Origin of the sequence: Pseudoduganella aquatica (genome assembly GCF_020865585.1) — a bacterium.
Lineage (GTDB): Bacteria > Pseudomonadota > Gammaproteobacteria > Burkholderiales > Burkholderiaceae_D > Rugamonas > Rugamonas aquatica_A.
Window position 1 is genome coordinate 6,546,747 of record NZ_CP086370.1, and the last position, 14,913, is coordinate 6,561,659.

Annotated in this window: 16 protein-coding genes; 8 read left to right on the forward strand and 8 right to left on the reverse strand. The window is 61.6% G+C overall.

Annotated elements, in window-relative coordinates:
- Positions 1–10: 10 nt before the first annotated feature.
- The 4 genes from KT882_RS29205 to KT882_RS29220 all read right to left on the reverse strand — a co-directional run bounded on the left by KT882_RS29205 (position 11) and on the right by KT882_RS29220 (position 6,453).
- Positions 11–3,139 carry an efflux RND transporter permease subunit gene (locus KT882_RS29205; protein ID WP_228893952.1) on the reverse strand — a complete coding sequence of 1,043 codons (3,129 nt, stop codon included), beginning with the start codon at positions 3,137–3,139 and terminating at the stop codon, positions 11–13.
- On the reverse strand, positions 3,136–4,674 hold the full coding sequence (locus tag KT882_RS29210; protein ID WP_228893953.1) for an efflux RND transporter periplasmic adaptor subunit: 1,539 nt from the start codon (positions 4,672–4,674) through the stop codon (positions 3,136–3,138). Before KT882_RS29210 ends, KT882_RS29205 begins: the two co-directional genes overlap by 4 nt.
- Entirely contained in the window at positions 4,671–5,990 is a 1,320-nt protein-coding gene (locus tag KT882_RS29215) for a TolC family protein (RefSeq protein ID WP_228893954.1), read from the reverse strand. The genes KT882_RS29210 and KT882_RS29215 overlap by 4 nt, the downstream gene beginning before the upstream one ends.
- A 73-nt stretch (positions 5,991–6,063) precedes the next feature.
- Entirely contained in the window at positions 6,064–6,453 is a 390-nt protein-coding gene (locus KT882_RS29220) for a hypothetical protein (protein ID WP_228893955.1), read from the reverse strand.
- Positions 6,454–6,632: 179 nt separating this feature from the next.
- Here KT882_RS29220 and KT882_RS29225 point away from each other — a divergent pair, with 179 nt between their 5' ends.
- Genes KT882_RS29225 through arsH form a run of 5 tightly spaced genes read left to right on the forward strand, consistent with a single transcriptional unit; the run spans position 6,633 to position 9,438 of the window.
- Positions 6,633–6,971, forward strand: coding sequence for an ArsR/SmtB family transcription factor (locus KT882_RS29225; RefSeq protein ID WP_228893956.1), 339 nt, complete (start codon positions 6,633–6,635; stop codon positions 6,969–6,971).
- A 37-nt stretch (positions 6,972–7,008) separates the two neighbouring features.
- Entirely contained in the window at positions 7,009–7,488 is a 480-nt protein-coding gene (locus tag KT882_RS29230; RefSeq protein ID WP_228893957.1) for an arsenate reductase ArsC, read from the forward strand.
- Positions 7,489–7,502: 14 nt separating this feature from the next.
- Positions 7,503–8,003, forward strand: coding sequence for an arsenate reductase ArsC (locus KT882_RS29235; protein ID WP_228893958.1), 501 nt, complete (start codon positions 7,503–7,505; stop codon positions 8,001–8,003).
- Entirely contained in the window at positions 8,000–8,728 is a 729-nt protein-coding gene (locus tag KT882_RS29240) for an MIP/aquaporin family protein (protein WP_228893959.1), read from the forward strand. The genes KT882_RS29235 and KT882_RS29240 overlap by 4 nt, the downstream gene beginning before the upstream one ends.
- A 2-nt stretch (positions 8,729–8,730) precedes the next feature.
- Entirely contained in the window at positions 8,731–9,438 is a 708-nt protein-coding gene (gene arsH, locus KT882_RS29245; RefSeq protein ID WP_407682061.1) for an arsenical resistance protein ArsH, read from the forward strand.
- 44 nt (positions 9,439–9,482) lie between these two features.
- Here arsH and KT882_RS29250 read toward each other — a convergent pair whose 3' ends face one another.
- The 4 genes from KT882_RS29250 to arsN2 form a co-directional block, all read right to left on the reverse strand.
- Entirely contained in the window at positions 9,483–10,151 is a 669-nt protein-coding gene (locus tag KT882_RS29250) for a hypothetical protein (protein ID WP_228893960.1), read from the reverse strand.
- A gap of 56 nt (positions 10,152–10,207) precedes the next feature.
- Positions 10,208–10,753: a hypothetical protein gene (locus KT882_RS29255; RefSeq protein ID WP_228893961.1), complete on the reverse strand. Its 546-nt coding sequence runs from the start codon at positions 10,751–10,753 to the stop codon at positions 10,208–10,210.
- 134 nt (positions 10,754–10,887) lie between these two features.
- Entirely contained in the window at positions 10,888–11,379 is a 492-nt protein-coding gene (locus KT882_RS29260; protein WP_228893962.1) for an arsinothricin resistance N-acetyltransferase ArsN1 family B, read from the reverse strand.
- A gap of 17 nt (positions 11,380–11,396) precedes the next feature.
- Entirely contained in the window at positions 11,397–12,290 is an 894-nt protein-coding gene (gene arsN2, locus KT882_RS29265; protein WP_228893963.1) for an arsenic resistance N-acetyltransferase ArsN2, read from the reverse strand.
- Between the two features lie 189 nt (positions 12,291–12,479).
- Between arsN2 and KT882_RS29270 the strand changes: the two genes are divergently transcribed.
- The 3 genes from KT882_RS29270 (at position 12,480) to KT882_RS29280 (ending at position 14,827) form a co-directional block, all read left to right on the forward strand.
- Positions 12,480–13,289, forward strand: a complete 810-nt coding sequence (locus KT882_RS29270; RefSeq protein ID WP_228893964.1) for a hypothetical protein — start codon at positions 12,480–12,482, stop codon at positions 13,287–13,289.
- Between the two features lie 160 nt (positions 13,290–13,449).
- On the forward strand, positions 13,450–13,599 hold the full coding sequence (locus tag KT882_RS29275) for a helix-turn-helix domain-containing protein (RefSeq protein WP_228893965.1): 150 nt from the start codon (positions 13,450–13,452) through the stop codon (positions 13,597–13,599).
- Between the two features lie 244 nt (positions 13,600–13,843).
- Entirely contained in the window at positions 13,844–14,827 is a 984-nt protein-coding gene (locus tag KT882_RS29280) for an IS5 family transposase (protein WP_228893966.1), read from the forward strand.
- Positions 14,828–14,913: the final 86 nt, after the last annotated feature.

The following is a 14,913-nucleotide window of genomic DNA, read 5'->3' on the forward strand; positions in this document are numbered from 1 at the left end:
GTCCCCCCGGTTAGCCACCACCCCTGCGTCGGCGCAGCAGCAAATACACGGCCGGCACCACGAACATCGACAGCAGCGGCGCGGTGATCATCCCGCCGACCATCGGCGCGGCGATCCGCTGCATCACCTCGGAACCGGTGCCTGCGCCGATCATCACCGGCACCAGGCCGGCGATGATGACGGCCACCGTCATGGCCTTTGGACGCACGCGCAGCACCGCGCCTTCGCGGATCGCATCGAACAGATCGCCTTCGGTATCCTTCCCGGCATCAAGCCGCGCCTGCCAGGCGTGCTTTAGGTACAGCAGCATGATGACGCCGAACTCAGCCGACACTCCGGCCAGTGCGATAAAACCCACGCCACTGGCGACCGACAAGTGATGTCCCAGCAGCCACAGCAGCCAGACACCACCGGCCAGCGCGAACGGCAGCGTGGCCATGATCAGCAGCGCCTCGTCGAAACGCTTGAATGTCATGTATAGCAGGACGAAGATGATCAGCAGGGTGGCCGGCACCACGATCTTCAGCTTGGCGCTGGCGCGCTCCAGATACTCGAACTGGCCAGACCAGGAGATCGAGTAGCCGGCGGGCAGCACGACCTCCCTGGCGACGGCCTGCTGCATCTCGCGCACCGCCGAACTCAGGTCGCGGTCGCGGATATCGACATAGACCCAGCCCGACAGCCGCGCGTTTTCGCTCTTGAGCATGGGCGGCCCGTCCTCGATGCGGATCGCGGCGACGTCCCCCAGCCGGATCTGCGCACCGCGTTCGGTCTGCACCGGCAGTTCGCGCAGCTTTTCCACCGAATCGCGCACCTCACGCGGATAACGCACGTTGATCGGGAAGCGCTGCAGACCCTCCACCGTTTCACCGATGTTGTCCCCGCCGATGGCGCTGGATACGACGCTCTGGACGTCGGCCACGTTCAGGCCATAGCGGGCCGCCGCCTGGCGGTCGATCTGCACGTCGATGTAGCGCCCGCCATTGAGGCGCTCCGCCAGCGCCGACGACACGCCGGCCACCTTCTTGACGGCGCGTTCGATTTCGCCGGTGACGCGGTCGATCTCCTTCAGGCTGCTCCCCGCCACTTTCACGCCCACCGGGCTTTTAATCCCGGTCGCCAGCATGTCGATGCGGTTGCGGATCGGCGGCACCCAGATATTGGACAGGCCGGGGACCTTGACGATGCGGTCCAGCTCTTCGACCAGCTTGTCCGGCGTCATGCCCTGCCGCCATTGGTCGCGCGGCTTGAACTGAATCGTGGTCTCGAACATCTCCAGCGGCGCCGGATCGGTCGCAGATTCGGCCCGTCCGGCTTTCCCGAACACGCTCTGCACTTCCGGCACGGTCTTGATCAGCCGGTCGGTCTGCTGCAGTAGTTGGGCCACTTTACCGGCGCCGATGCCAGGCAGCGCCGATGGCATGTAGAGCAGGTCGCCCTCATCGAGCGGCGGCATAAACTCGCCGCCCAGGCGTGACGCCGGCCAGGCGGTGGCCAGCGCAACGACGGCCGCCACCACCAGCGTGGACTTGGGGTGGCGCAGCACCATTTCCAGAAGGGGCCGGTATATCGCGATCAGCGCCCGGTTAAGCGGATTGCGGTGTTCCTCGGGAATGCGGCCGCGTATCAAATAGCCCATCAGCACGGGGATCAGCGTCACCGCTAGGCCGGCGGCAGCGGCCATTGCGTAGGTCTTGGTGAAGGCCAGCGGCGCGAACAGCCGGCCTTCCTGCGCTTCCAGCGTAAAGACTGGAATGAAGGACAGCACGATGATCAGCAGCGAGAAAAATAGCGCCGGCCCCACCTCTGAGGCGGCGTCGCCGATCACCCGCCAGTGCTCCTCGCCTTCCAGCTTGCGCTCCGGGTGCGCATGGTTCCAGGCCTCGATGTGCTTGTGGGCGTTCTCTATCATCACCACCGCCGCGTCGACCATCGCGCCGATCGCGATCGCAATGCCGCCCAGCGACATGATGTTCGCATTCACACCCTGGTAGTGCATGACGATGTAGGCGGCGAGAATACCCAGCGGCAGCGACACGATGGCGACCAGCGCCGAGCGGATATGGAACAGGAAAATGGCGCACACCACCGCCACCACGATGAATTCCTCAATCAGCTTGTGCTGCAGGTTGTCTACCGCGCGCCGGATCAGGTGCGAGCGGTCATATACCGGCACCACCTCCACGCCGGCCGGCAGGCTGGGCTTGAGCACTTCCAGCTTGGCCTTGACGGCCGCGATGGTTTCCAGAGCGTTCTTCCCCGACCGCATCACGATCACGCCACCAGCCACTTCGCCCTCGCCGTTGAGTTCCGCGATGCCGCGCCTCATCTCCGGGCCGAGCTGGATGTTCGCCACATCGCCCAGGCGCACCGGCACGCCGGCATCGCTGGCCGTCAGCGGAATTTGCCGGAAATCCTCCAGCGACTGCAGATAGCCGGATGAGCGCACCATATACTCGGCTTCGCCCAGCTCCAGTACCGACCCGCCGCTCTCCTGGTTGGCCCGCTGGACAGCTTCGATCACCTTCCCGTGCGGAATGCGGTAGGCGCGCAACTGGTCCGGATTCAACACGATCTGGTACTGCCGCACCATGCCCCCCACGCTGGCCACCTCGGAGACATTGGCCACCGCCTTCAGCTCGTACTTGAGGAACCAGTCCTGCAGCGCGCGCAGCTGCGACAAGTCCATCTTGCCGGTGCGGTCCACTAGGGCATACTCGTAAATCCAGCCGACGCCGGTGGCGTCCGGTCCGAGGGCAGGCTTGGCCTGCGCCGGCAGCCGGGCCTGCACCTGGTTCAAGTACTCCAGCACCCGCGAGCGCGCCCAGTACGGGTCGGTACCGTCTTCGAACAGCACATAGACGAAGGAGTCGCCGAAGAAGGAGTAGCCGCGCACCGTCTTTGCACCCGGCACCGACAGCATGGTGGTGGTCAGCGGATAGGTCACCTGGTTCTCGACGATCTGCGGCGCTTGGCCCGGGTAGCTGGTGCGAATGATCACCTGGACATCGGACAGGTCGGGAATCGCGTCGACCGGCGTGCGCAGCAGCGACCAAACGCCCCAACCGGTCAGCATCACCGTGGCCAGCAGCACGAGGAAACGGTTGGTGATCGACCAGCGGATCAGTCGGGCGATCATTTCTTCACCTGCGGAGTCGGCGTCGCGCGGGGCGCTGCGCTGGTGGGCGAAATAGCGGAGATTTGGAAGCCGCCGCCGCTGCCCTGAACGAAGTCGAACGTCACGCTGTCGCCAACGGCAACGTTGCGCGGCAGGCCGGCGGCGGGCAGGTCGAAGTCCATCGTCATCGGCCCCCAGTCTAGTGACGCGACCGGGCCGTGGGAAATGGTGACCTTGCCGCCCGCAAGGCGCTCAACCTTGCCTTCCGCGTGATGCGCCGGGGCCGGTGCGGCTTTTGGTGCCGCGCTGGGGGCGTCGGCCATGTGGCCGGCCACGCCCTTCAGGCTTGCTTCTGAATCGATCAGGAACTGGCCGGAGACGACGACCTTCTGTCCCGGTTGCAATCCTTTGCGGATCTCAATCATGCCGTTCGCCGCGCCGCCCGTGTCGACGTCGGTTGCCAGGAACTTGCCGCCAGGCTGCGCTACCATGACCACGCTGCGCGTGCCGGTGCGGATCACCGCTTCGGCCGGCACCTGCAGCACATTGGCGCCAGCCGCAGCTGCGAACTTCAGTGTCGTGAACATGCCCGGCACCAGTTGTCCCGCTGGATTGGCCAGCTCGATGCGCGCCTTGAGCGTGCGGGTGGTAGCATCGACCTGGGGCAGCACCGCGCCGACTTTGCCCTTGAACACCGAGCCCGGTAGCGCCGCCGCACTGGCTTCTACCGCGACGCCTGGCCGTATTTGCGCGGCCGCCGCCTCCGGGATGTCTGCCAGCACCCACACCGTCGTTACGCCATTAATGCGAAACAGCGGTGCGCCAGGCGCCACGGTCATGCCTTCACGCGCTCCCAGTTCGGCGATCACGCCGCTGGCGGGCGCAGTGACCGTCATGCGGGCGTGGACCTTACCCGTCGTTTCTACCTGTTTCACTTGCGCGTCCGACATGCCGGCCAGGCGCATGCGCTGGCGTGCGGCGTCGGCCAGGCCTGCCATCCCCTCGTTCTGCATCCGCTTCGCCGCCAAAAACTCCTCCTGCGCTGCAATCCAGTCCGGAACGTAAAGTTCAAGCAGCGGCTGGCCCTGCCGAACGGGGTCGAGTGGCGCGCGGACGTATTGGCGTTCGATGTAGCCGGCGCTGCGCGCTTGCACCAGGTGCACATCGCGATCGTTGTAGGCAACGCTGCCTACGGCGAGCAGCTCGGAAGCCAGTTTGCCTTGCGTGACCTCAGCCGTGCGCACGCCCAGGCTCTGCTGCATGCGGGCGCTGACCGCCACACCGGCGTCGCTGTTGCTGTCCTCCCCATATACGGGAACCAGTTGCATGTCCATGAAGGGCGATTTGCCGGGCTTGTCGAACTTTTGAGTCGGATACATCGGGTCATGCCAGTACAACGGCTTTTTTTCTGCAGTACCGGGCGCTTGGCTTGGAGCGGAGGACGCCGGGTCGGCCGCGGCGCCATGGCGCATGCCGAGACGGTATAGGCCATAGCCGCCCGCTGAGACGAGGATTGCGCCGGCGACCGCCGCTACGATGATGCGTTGGCGATTCATTTGGCCTCCTGAATCGAATTGCGTGCGCCCGACGGGAACAGGTAGTTGAGTTGCGCCCAAAGCCGGGCCGTCTGCGCCTGCAATTGCAGGGCCTGCAGGCCAGCATCGGTTTCTGCGCGGTGCGCGCCCAGCAAGTCCGCCAGTGTCGCCTTGCCCCCGCGATATGCGGCAAGTGTGGCTTCTGTCCGCTGCCGGGCAAAAGGCAGCAGTTCCTCCGCATAGCGTCGATGACGCTCGCGGCCGCTTTCCCATTCTGTGAGCATGGTACGCACTTCGGCCAGGTGGCCACGCTGGGTTTCCTCGCGTTCCGCCTTCGCCACCTCGGCCAGCGCCAGTTTGGCGCCTAGCTCCCTGTCCTGGCGCTTGGCCCTGTCCCACTGAAGCGGCACGGAAACGCCGACCGACACCATGTTCGAGTAGCCAGAGCCGCGCTGCTGGAACGCGACTTCCACGCTCCAGTCGGGCGTTCTGCTCGCTTCCGCCAGGTTGGCCTCAGCCTTGGCGATACGCTCTTGCTGGGTGAGCACCGCGATGTCGGGATGGTGGGGCAGCACCGTTTCGAGAGATGCGGAATCGATCCGCACGGTGTCCATGGACGGCGGCTCGGCAAGCGGATCGCCAGATTCCGCACCGGTCCAGCGCGCCAGTAAAAGTGCCGCGCTGCGGCTGCGCTGAGCAGCCTCGCTCGCGCGGTCCTGGACTGCTGCCAGAAGGCCGCGCGCGGTGGCGATGTCCGCGAGACTACCGCGCCCACCACGGTAAGCGGCCTCTGCGGCCTCGACCTCGTTGCGGGCCTGTGTCATCTGCTCGCCGACCAATCTTTCCGCTTTGCGGGCGAAGTGGCATTCAAGCCAGGCCAGCGCGGTTTCGCGTTCGATCTTGGCAACTGCGGCGTCCCTTGCCACCAGCGCCTTGCCCGCCTCCTCGCCATACAGCTCGGCGCGGCGCCGGCGCTTGTCGGCGCTGGTCAACTCCTGGGAAATGCCGATGCGCCGCATCGTCATGAAGTCAGCGCCGAGGCTGAAGCGGTCGCCGCCGCTGACCGGAAGATTGTCTATCCCAGCCTTTAGGACGGGATCGGGCAGCTGGCCGGCAGCCACCGCCATCTGGCGCGCGGCATCGGCTGAAAGATCAAGGGCGGCCAGTTGGTGTGTACGCTGCAGGGCAAGCTGCTGCGCCTCGGGCAGCGTCAGTGGCGTGCCGGCGGAACAGATGGAAGCGGCCAGCGAGAAGGCGGCGGCGACGAAGCTTATTTGGCGACGGCGTGGCACTGCCGGTGCGCGCACAGGCGCCGGTGTCGAGAGAATTGCGGACATGAGAACTCCAGAGTGCAAAATGAAACAGCGCGCCCGGCATGGGGCGCGATGACGAACTCAGCAGTCTGGAAGGTCAAATACGGAAACAGCAGTGCCGTATCGCCAAAGGAGGTGCAGTCGAGCGCGCAAGAAGCGTGGAGCTGACAAGCGTGGGGAGTTCAGAATCGAAGACGACACGAATGGGGATCACCGCCACCATGCCGGTGGCGATGAAGGCACCGATATGGGGTGTTGCCGGCGCATCAAGCGACTGATGGCCGCTGGCACAATGCGCCTGGCACAGGCCTGGCTTGCCCACATTCATCTCGGTGCAGCCCGGCATGGCATCTTGCATGACCTTGGCGGCCATCGCCTCCATCACGAGATCCGGGCAAGCGTACGCAGCGACAGCGAGCTGGGTGAACAGTAGGCTGAGCACAGTGAGAAGCGCTGCGAAGACGCGCTGGGTACGAGGCAGTTTCATTGTTTGTGGATCATAGCATGGCATCTACGAAGCAGCTCCCTGAGCGCTGCGCCAAATTGCCGACTGGGCCGATGTCATCATTCTGTCAAATTAATTTGATATTATTCGAATTGTCGAATTATCTGAGACTATCATGTAATATTTCGACAATCGTATAACTATCGAATCGAATGAGAAAGATGGAAACCAAAGACGTTTTGGCTGCACTGGCCGCGCTGGCGCAGGAATCGCGGTTAAAGGCATTCCGGTTGCTGGTGCAAACCGGTCCGGACGGGCTGGCGGCCAGCAAGATCGCTGAGCACTTGGATACGGCACCTTCCTCGCTGTCGTTCCATCTGAAGGAACTAGCTCACGCTGGACTGGTCACTTCACGCCAGGATGGCCGATTTGTTATCTATAGCGCCAACTTCGACACCATGAACGGCTTGCTTGCTTTCTTGACCGACAACTGTTGCGGCGGCACCAGCTGCACACCCGCCTCGGTTGCCGCTTGTGTGCCACAGAAGACCCTGGCGTAACAGCCAGCCTGTCAAATTTACACCAATAGGACCCCACATGAACGTACTGATCCTTTGCACCGGAAATTCCTGCCGCTCCATCCTGGGCGAAGCCACCTTCAACCACCTGGCCCCTGAAGGCTGGCACGCCATGAGTGCCGGCAGCAAACCGGCCGGCTACATCCATCCGCGTTCGCTGGCTTTGCTGGCGCGCGAGGGAATCTCCACCGAGGGCTACCACAGCAAGTCGTGGGACAACCTGCCAGTCACGCCGGACATCGTCATCACCGTGTGCGGCAGCGCCGCCGGTGAAGAGTGCCCGGCCTACCTGGGGCCGGTCATGCGCGCACACTGGGGCGTTGAAGATCCTGGCCACGTGACCGGTACCGAGGAAGTGATCGAAGCCTCCTTCATGCACGCCTACCGCACGCTGCGCGCCCGCATCGAAGCGTTCTTCGCGCTGCCGCTGGAAGAACTGAAGAAGGATCCAGCGCGCATGAAGGTTGAGCTGGACCGCATCGGCACCCTGCAAGCCTAAGCCTGGAGCACACCATGAGCGAGAAGACCTACAACGTGCTGTTCCTGTGCACCGGCAATTCGGCGCGCAGCATCATGGCCGAAGCATTATTGAACGGTGCCGACGTCGGCCGCTTCCGCGCTTTCAGTGCGGGCAGCCATCCCGCCGGCGCGGTCAATCCTTTTGCGCTGGAGCAGATCGCCGCGATCGGCTACACCCCGGGCGACTTGCGCAGCAAATCCTGGGACGAGTTCGCCACAGCCGACGCGCCGGTGATGGACTTCGTGATCACGGTGTGCGACAAGGCGGCCGGCGAAGTCTGCCCGTTCTGGCCCGGCCAGCCGGTCACCGCGCACTGGGGCTTCCGCGATCCCGCTGCGGCCTTGGGCTCAACCTCTGACATCCGCCACGAATTCGCCACCGTCTGCCGCGAGATCAAGACGCGCCTGGACATCTTCCGCAGCCTGCCGCTGGAGAAGCTGGACAAGCTGGCCCTGAAGCGCGAGATGGACAAGATCGGCGAGGTACAGCCATGAGCCTGGCCCGGCGTCTGGTGGCCGAAGGTCTGGGCACGGCGCTGCTGCTGGCGGTGGTGGTCGGATCAGGCATCATGGCCGAACGGCTCGCCGGCGGCAACGTTGCGATTGCGCTGCTGGCCAACACCATCGCCACCGGCGCCGGGCTGGTGGCGCTAATCCTGATGTTCGGCACCATCTCCGGCGCGCACTTCAATCCGGCCGTGACCTTGTCCGAAGCTTGGCAGAAAAATGTCCCTGCGCGCGAGGTGCTGCCCTACATCGCGGTGCAGGTGCTTGGCGCCTTCACCGGCGTGGCCGCCGCGCACGGCATGTTCGGCGAGGCGCTGTTCTTCGCGTCCGAGCACGCCCGCACCGGGCCGTCGCAGTGGTGGAGCGAATTCGTGGCGACCTTCGGGCTGATCGGCGTGATCATCGGCTGCTCGCGCAGCCGCCCGGCCATCACGCCGTTCGCGGTGGCCGCCTACATCACGGCCGCGTACTGGTTCACCGCCTCGACCTCTTTCGCCAATCCAGCCGTGACGCTTGCGCGCAGCGCCAGCAACACCTTCGCCGGCATCCGTCCCACGGACGCGCCAGGCTTTATCCTGGCCCAGCTGGCCGGCGCTGCAGCGGCGACACTGGTATTCTGCTGGCTGTACCCTGCGGCACCGGCCAACGCCACGGTGGCCGGTACGGTAGCACCCGGCGATTTTGCCCCGGCCCTGGAGGACCAACAAGCATGACCATGCCTGACCTGCCCAACATCAAGACCGAACTGCTGGACCTGCCGAGCATGGACAAGCTCGCGCCGGTCGGCGACCTGGATCACCCGCCGCGCATCCTGATGCTGTACGGCTCGCTGCGCGAGCGCTCGTTCAGCCGCTTTCTGACCGAGGAGGCGGCGCGCATCCTGCAGCACTTTGGTGCCGAAGTGAAGATCTTCGATCCGATGGAACTGCCGATGGCCGGCAGCGTGCCGGAAGACCACCCCAAGGTAGTGGAACTGCGCGAGCTGTGTCTCTGGTCGGAAGGCCAGGTGTGGTGCAGCCCCGAGCGCCATGGCGCGGTGACCGCCGTTTTGAAGAACCAGATCGACTGGATCCCGTTGGAGCAAGGGGCTGTCCGTCCCAGCCAGGGGCGCACGCTGGCGGTGATGCAGGTATGCGGCGGTTCGCAGTCGTTCAACGTCGTCAACACACTGCGGCTGCTTGGCCGCTGGATGCGCATGTTCACAATACCGAACCAGTCGTCGGTGCCGATGGCCTACAAGGAATTCGACGACGCCGGCCGCATGCGCCCGTCGGCGTATTACGACCGCGTGGTGGATGTAATGGAAGAGCTGTTCAAGATGACGCTGCTGCTGCGTGGCCGCACCGATTACCTGACCGACCGCTACAGCGAACGCAATGAACGCCAGATGAAAGCCATCAGCGCGACGATCAAAAAGATCTGAGCATCTTTATTGGGATGCAATGTAGCACGGGCAATCTATTGAAATCAGCGGTACATAGAGAGCGGACCAAGGAACAACGAGGTCGGCCCCGTAAGCCGGCCTCCCAACTCTTGTCTCCAGCTCGCTGAATAAAGCACCGGCGACGGGTAGTGGAAATCTGTCACAAGATTCGGGTCTTTCAAAAGATCGCCAATCAGATACCATGCGTGTTGGGCTCGATCCCGTCCACCGTACAACCATATTTGGCCGAGGTTTCGCGGAATCCGTAGTTCAGCAGGCCGGAGGTCCTTGATGTCCCGGTTGATGTGAATCGCCACCACCAGATCCTTCGAGTCGGTCAACTTCGCATCAAGTTTGTCCAAGATGTGCTGCAGTTCAGCACGGGAATTTACTTCTACTGGCGGAAGTTCCTTAAGCTGGACTGGCACAAATCGGGTCGCTCCGCCATCCTCATACCTCGCCACAATATCGAAATCGGCGGACTCAAAGAGAGCGAAAGATACCTCCCGTCCGATCCGCGCGCTCATCCCGTGGCAAAACAGAGCCGCCTGGCGCCCCTCCAGATAGAGTTTGAGTTTGTGCGTGCGTAGCGAGGCAACCTTATACGGCAGCCCGTTTAGGTGACCGCTCTGCTCGATCCTCCTAAGCCCATCCAGGATCCGCCTCGGGCGGAAATAGGTGAGGCCAATCCACTCGCGTGGCACTTTACTCATCGTCTTCACCTTGGGAAATCGCTGCCTTGACCATCCTGATTATGATATGGCCAAACTCAAATCTTCCCGGCAATGACATCTTGGACGAATCGCCGGCCGAACATGCGCTGCTCGTCGACGGTGCCTCGTGAAATCCCCGGGTACCTGGCCTCCAATCCCTGAGCACAGGCGTGGTCCGAAAAATCCGGCTCGGTGGCCATGAACCAGGCGTTATAAGCTTGGACGAGTCGCGGCGTTTGGGCAGTGAGTAAGGCAGAACAGTCATAGGCCGCCAAAAAGAGCATCAGCTTATTGTCCTTGTCGCTCAGCTCAATTTCGGCGGCCAGATCGCCATCGGCATCCGGATGCTTGAAGAAGTTGCGTGCATGGTTAAGCGCGTCAAAGATTTCTTTCTGCCGCATTTCAGGATAGGTCGCAGCGATGTGGTCGTAGAAACGAGGTATCCCTGCCATGGAGCAATGCTTCTCGTAGATCCCGCGGGCGGCGCAGGCCAAAGTGTGGATCGCCACCACGTCGCCGCCGTCCAGGTACATGCGGATCGCAACCTCAAGCTGCCGGTTCGCAGCCTCACGCTTCGAAATTCCTTGCCCAGTTCCGGTCATCGCAAATCCCCCGTTTGGTACGGCCGCCGAAAGGCGTTCCTTTGCACCACCAAGCATACAGTGATTGGTGTCTTCAAGGAATTGCTCATCATGACGCTGCTGCCGCGCCGGTGAACTGAAGGCTTGTTCGGCCTCTACAAGCCGTGCAGTTGAAGTTCCCAGTAGCCGACGTCAATCCATTGTTCAAACTTGCGCCCCACGCGTTTGAAGTGAGCCACCTTCTCAAACCCCAGGTTCTCATGCAGCGCGACGCTAGCAGGGTTGGGCTGAGCAATCCCGCCCAGTACCACTTGAATTCCTCTGCCGCGCAACGCGTCGATCAATACTGAATACAGCTGCAAGCCAATCCCCTGCCGCGCACAGTCCGGTGCGACGTACACGGTGGTTTCCACTGAAAAACGATAAGCGCTTCGTACTCGCCATGGCGTCGCATACGCATAGCCGGTGACTACTCCGTCGCGCTCGTAGACATACCAGGGTAACTGCGCACTAATACTCTCGATGCGCGACGCCATGTCAGCCGGAGTGACGGCTTCTTCTTCGAAGGTGATGGTCGTGCTCGTGACGTAGTGGTTATAGATTGCGGCGATGGCGCCGGCGTCAGCGGTTGTGGCGGGTCGTATCATGAATGTGGCTTCGGTTATTAGGATAGGGAACGACGGATGTACAGCTTCATGGCGATCGCACTGGCGGGGCAGGCCCCTTGAAACTCGCGGGACCGAATCAGTTGCTCGGGAATGTGGTCCCGGTGCACGAGCAAGAATCCCAGTCTCGAAAAGTAAGATTCGGCAGTGGTCGTCAACAAATACAGGGTGGCGACATTTAACTGCAAGGCCTGTTCCGTCAACCGCGCCAGTACTTGTTCGGCCCATCGTTTGCCCCGCGATTCGGCGTCTACGACGATGGAGCGCAGCAAGGCGTCGGCGCCATACACTTCTAGTCCCCCTGCGCACACGATTTTGCCCGCAGCCTCGCCGACAACAAAGTGCGCCAGGTGTTCTTGTGCCCCTTCAAGTGGAAGCCCGGCAGCCAGCAACATGCGCTTGATCGCCGGCCAGTCCTGGCTGGCCGCAGGGCGCACCGCCAGTGCGCTGCATTCGGCTCGGCTCGATGGCCCTGCGGACAATGCGTTCAGCAACAATTGCAGCGACTCTTGTACTTGCACGTGCTGTTCCTGGGGAACATGCTTCAGCAGCTGTGCCGCATGATTGTTCAGCTCCTGCTCCAGCTCTCGGGCACGGGCACGGCCCTCTGGAGTCAGGAATAACATGACGCTTCGGCGATCCTGGTCGCTGGGGAGCTTGGAGATGCAACCTTCCTTCACCAGCGTGTCGACTGCGCGGCTGATCCAGCCTTTGTCGAGGCCCAGCTTCTCAGCCAAGGCCTGCTGCGGCACGCCTTCGGCCCGCAGCAACTCCGTCAACACATGACACTGTACCGTCGAGGTGCCGTCGCCGCATTTAGCGTGCGTACGCTGGCCACGCACGTAGAGGCGGACCATCTCACGCAGAAGCACATCGGCGCCCGAAGCAGGCATAGTCCATCCGTTGGGGTGTTGAAGACAGCCCGATAGTGCACCGTTGGATTTTAGTTGTCAACAACAACCATATTGCAGTGAGGATGACCTCAGGTATGTGAACGCCGGCAATTTTTCTGCGGTTCAGATACCGACAGAGTCAAAACGGTTGGCTAGACTGGGAGCACTTCATCACTTCACAGACTCGCTATGACATCTCACCCAGCCGACAATTCGAAACAGATTTGCGAACAGATCCTTCTCGACGAAAAACAGTACAACATCAATAACCACATCTTGCCCAGCGAGACCGTCATCGTGGACCGATTGCTTGGTCGCGGGTTGGAACTGAAGGATGTATATCAAGAGCTGCACGGAAAACTTGCGCATCACCCTGGTGCGTTGCAGACTTTTCTCGGACAAGTCCTGACCACCGCTGCATTCTGGAATCCTGAGAAAATCAGGGAGGCACGCAGCGCACGCGATGACCTCGAGGAGACCAATCGCAAGATCGCGAGCAAAGCTGCTGAGCTAGCCGACTTGTTTCAGCGGCGAAAAAATCTTCACAACACTTCCGGCTTCACCAGTGATACGCATTACCACGTTTGCGAAGTGCTCAAGGCAGCGGCGGGAGATAACCACCTGTTCACGTCGCGCGTTCAAAAACGCTTCGAAGAATTGCATACCCAGTTCGACCTGAAGTACTGGCCAACACTAAGCGACTTTATGCACGAACTAGCTTCGGATGCGGATGCCGCAGCCCCGGAAGCCTCGGACCCGCTCACGGAGGTAGCCACTTCGGCGCGTCGTTCCTCGCTGGGTGATTTTTTTAAGGCGCTTTTCGTTGCGATCAGCGAGAACAGCGCGCGTAACCACGGCCGGTTGCCCGACGACTTCCGGTTGACCGATGCCACGCTCGCCACTATTGTGAACTGCGCGCTGGATCTTGGTCCTGAAGAGTTAGTGGATTCGATATATGTAAAGGGGCTTCGCCAGCGTGAGCGCGGGAGAAGCCAGTAGCAGCGGCTCAGAACAGCGGTCCTTGCTGATTGACCGATACCATCTCCTGCCGGGGCCGAGTGTCCCGGTAAGAGAGCGCCTGTCCGGATTGAGATGCAATTTACTGTCCGGATTGGAATGCCACTGTGTGTCCGGCTTGGCGTGAGAATCGGTGTCCGCCTTGATGAGAATACTCATAAGCGAAGTAGAACGAGGGATCCGCAATGTATCAATTGACAACATGGGGCTTCTGGTAGAAGCCATTGGCGTGCCGCTTAAGCAGTTCGTCGATCCGGAGATGTTTGCCTCGCTTGATGACGAACTGAACTAAGATCCAAGCACACCATACGACTGATCGGCGCCAGCGACGGGGTCAACCCGAGGTCTTCCTTAGGTTGGCATTCAAGAATATATTAAAATTGCGCATCAAAATGATGCTCTGAACAGTAGCTGTTCAAGACTTTAGACTCTCTGCAAAAGCTGTTTAAGGAAGCACTGATTAATTCATCGGACGCCGTTCCCTGCGGCAGTCCAACCTGAGACAATAACGGCACCCCCACTGTCCGCCATCGACCATGCAAAAGAGCTTTTCCGACCTTGAATATGCTGCCAAGAAGAAGCTGACGCGGCGCGACCGCTTCCTGGCAGAGATCGACAGCGTGACCCCTTGGGGCAAGTTGCATAAAGCGGTCGAACCGTTCTATCCGAGGGTCGAAGGTGCCGGCCGTCCACCAATCGGACTGGCCCGCATGCTGCGCATGTACGTGGCCCAGCAATGCTTTGGTTTGTCTGATGAAGGCATCGAAGACGCGATCTACGACAGCCAGTCCATTCGTGCTTTCGTCGGTATCGACTTGGGCCGCGAGTCGGCGCCGGACGCAACGACCTTGTTGAAGTTCCGTCACCTGCTTGAGGCCAATGGACTGACGCGCCAGATCTTCGACACGATCAACGGACACCTGGCCGAGAAAGGCCTGATGATGCGCGAAGGCACCATCGTCGACGCCACGCTGATCGCCGCGCCACCGTCGACCAAGAACAAGGATGGCAAGCGTGATCCGGAAATGCACCAGTCCAAGAAAGGCAACGACTGGCACTTTGGCATGAAGGCGCATGTTGGCGTGGACGCCGCGTCGGGCCTGGTTCACACCGTCATCGGCACGGCCGGCAATGTCGCCGACGTGACTCAAGCGCATGCCTTGCTGCACGGCGACGAGACCGCCGCCCTCGGTGACGCTGGCTACCAAGGCGTGGAAAAGCGGCCAGAAAATATCGGCACATCGGTGACGTGGCACGTGGCCATGAAGCGCTCTAAACGCAAGGCGCTGCCCAATAACAAACTGGGACGCTTGAAGGAAAAGTTGGAGCATCTGAAGGCCAGCGTGCGAGCGAAAGTCGAGCATCCGTTTCATGTCATCAAAAACCTGTTCCGTCATCGTAAGACGCGCTATCGCGGCCTGGCCAAGAACACGGCACAGCTGTTTACCTTGTTCGCCTTTGCCAATCTGGTGCTGGCCGGAAGGCGCTTTACGATCACCGAATCCCGTAGTCCGTCCTGATTACAGAAAGACGTGAAGCATCGCGTGAAATCGGACGAAAAATGGGCTTGAACGGCTCGCCAGTGGACCATTCGGCACGCTGGCCT

What these genes read in the sequence shown, in the direction of transcription:
- KT882_RS29205 (WP_228893952.1), bottom strand. Translation starts at nt 3,139, where the DNA reads ATGATCGCCCGACTGATCCGCTGGTCGATCACCAACCGTTTCCTCGTG.
- KT882_RS29210 (WP_228893953.1), bottom strand. Translation starts at nt 4,674, where the DNA reads ATGAATCGCCAACGCATCATCGTAGCGGCGGTCGCCGGCGCAATCCTC.
- KT882_RS29215 (WP_228893954.1), bottom strand. Translation starts at nt 5,990, where the DNA reads ATGTCCGCAATTCTCTCGACACCGGCGCCTGTGCGCGCACCGGCAGTG.
- KT882_RS29220 (WP_228893955.1), bottom strand. Translation starts at nt 6,453, where the DNA reads ATGAAACTGCCTCGTACCCAGCGCGTCTTCGCAGCGCTTCTCACTGTG.
- KT882_RS29225 (WP_228893956.1), top strand. Translation starts at nt 6,633, where the DNA reads ATGGAAACCAAAGACGTTTTGGCTGCACTGGCCGCGCTGGCGCAGGAA.
- KT882_RS29230 (WP_228893957.1), top strand. Translation starts at nt 7,009, where the DNA reads ATGAACGTACTGATCCTTTGCACCGGAAATTCCTGCCGCTCCATCCTG.
- KT882_RS29235 (WP_228893958.1), top strand. Translation starts at nt 7,503, where the DNA reads ATGAGCGAGAAGACCTACAACGTGCTGTTCCTGTGCACCGGCAATTCG.
- KT882_RS29240 (WP_228893959.1), top strand. Translation starts at nt 8,000, where the DNA reads ATGAGCCTGGCCCGGCGTCTGGTGGCCGAAGGTCTGGGCACGGCGCTG.
- arsH (WP_407682061.1), top strand. Translation starts at nt 8,731, where the DNA reads ATGCCTGACCTGCCCAACATCAAGACCGAACTGCTGGACCTGCCGAGC.
- KT882_RS29250 (WP_228893960.1), bottom strand. Translation starts at nt 10,151, where the DNA reads ATGAGTAAAGTGCCACGCGAGTGGATTGGCCTCACCTATTTCCGCCCG.
- KT882_RS29255 (WP_228893961.1), bottom strand. Translation starts at nt 10,753, where the DNA reads ATGACCGGAACTGGGCAAGGAATTTCGAAGCGTGAGGCTGCGAACCGG.
- KT882_RS29260 (WP_228893962.1), bottom strand. Translation starts at nt 11,379, where the DNA reads ATGATACGACCCGCCACAACCGCTGACGCCGGCGCCATCGCCGCAATC.
- arsN2 (WP_228893963.1), bottom strand. Translation starts at nt 12,290, where the DNA reads ATGCCTGCTTCGGGCGCCGATGTGCTTCTGCGTGAGATGGTCCGCCTC.
- KT882_RS29270 (WP_228893964.1), top strand. Translation starts at nt 12,480, where the DNA reads ATGACATCTCACCCAGCCGACAATTCGAAACAGATTTGCGAACAGATC.
- KT882_RS29280 (WP_228893966.1), top strand. Translation starts at nt 13,844, where the DNA reads ATGCAAAAGAGCTTTTCCGACCTTGAATATGCTGCCAAGAAGAAGCTG.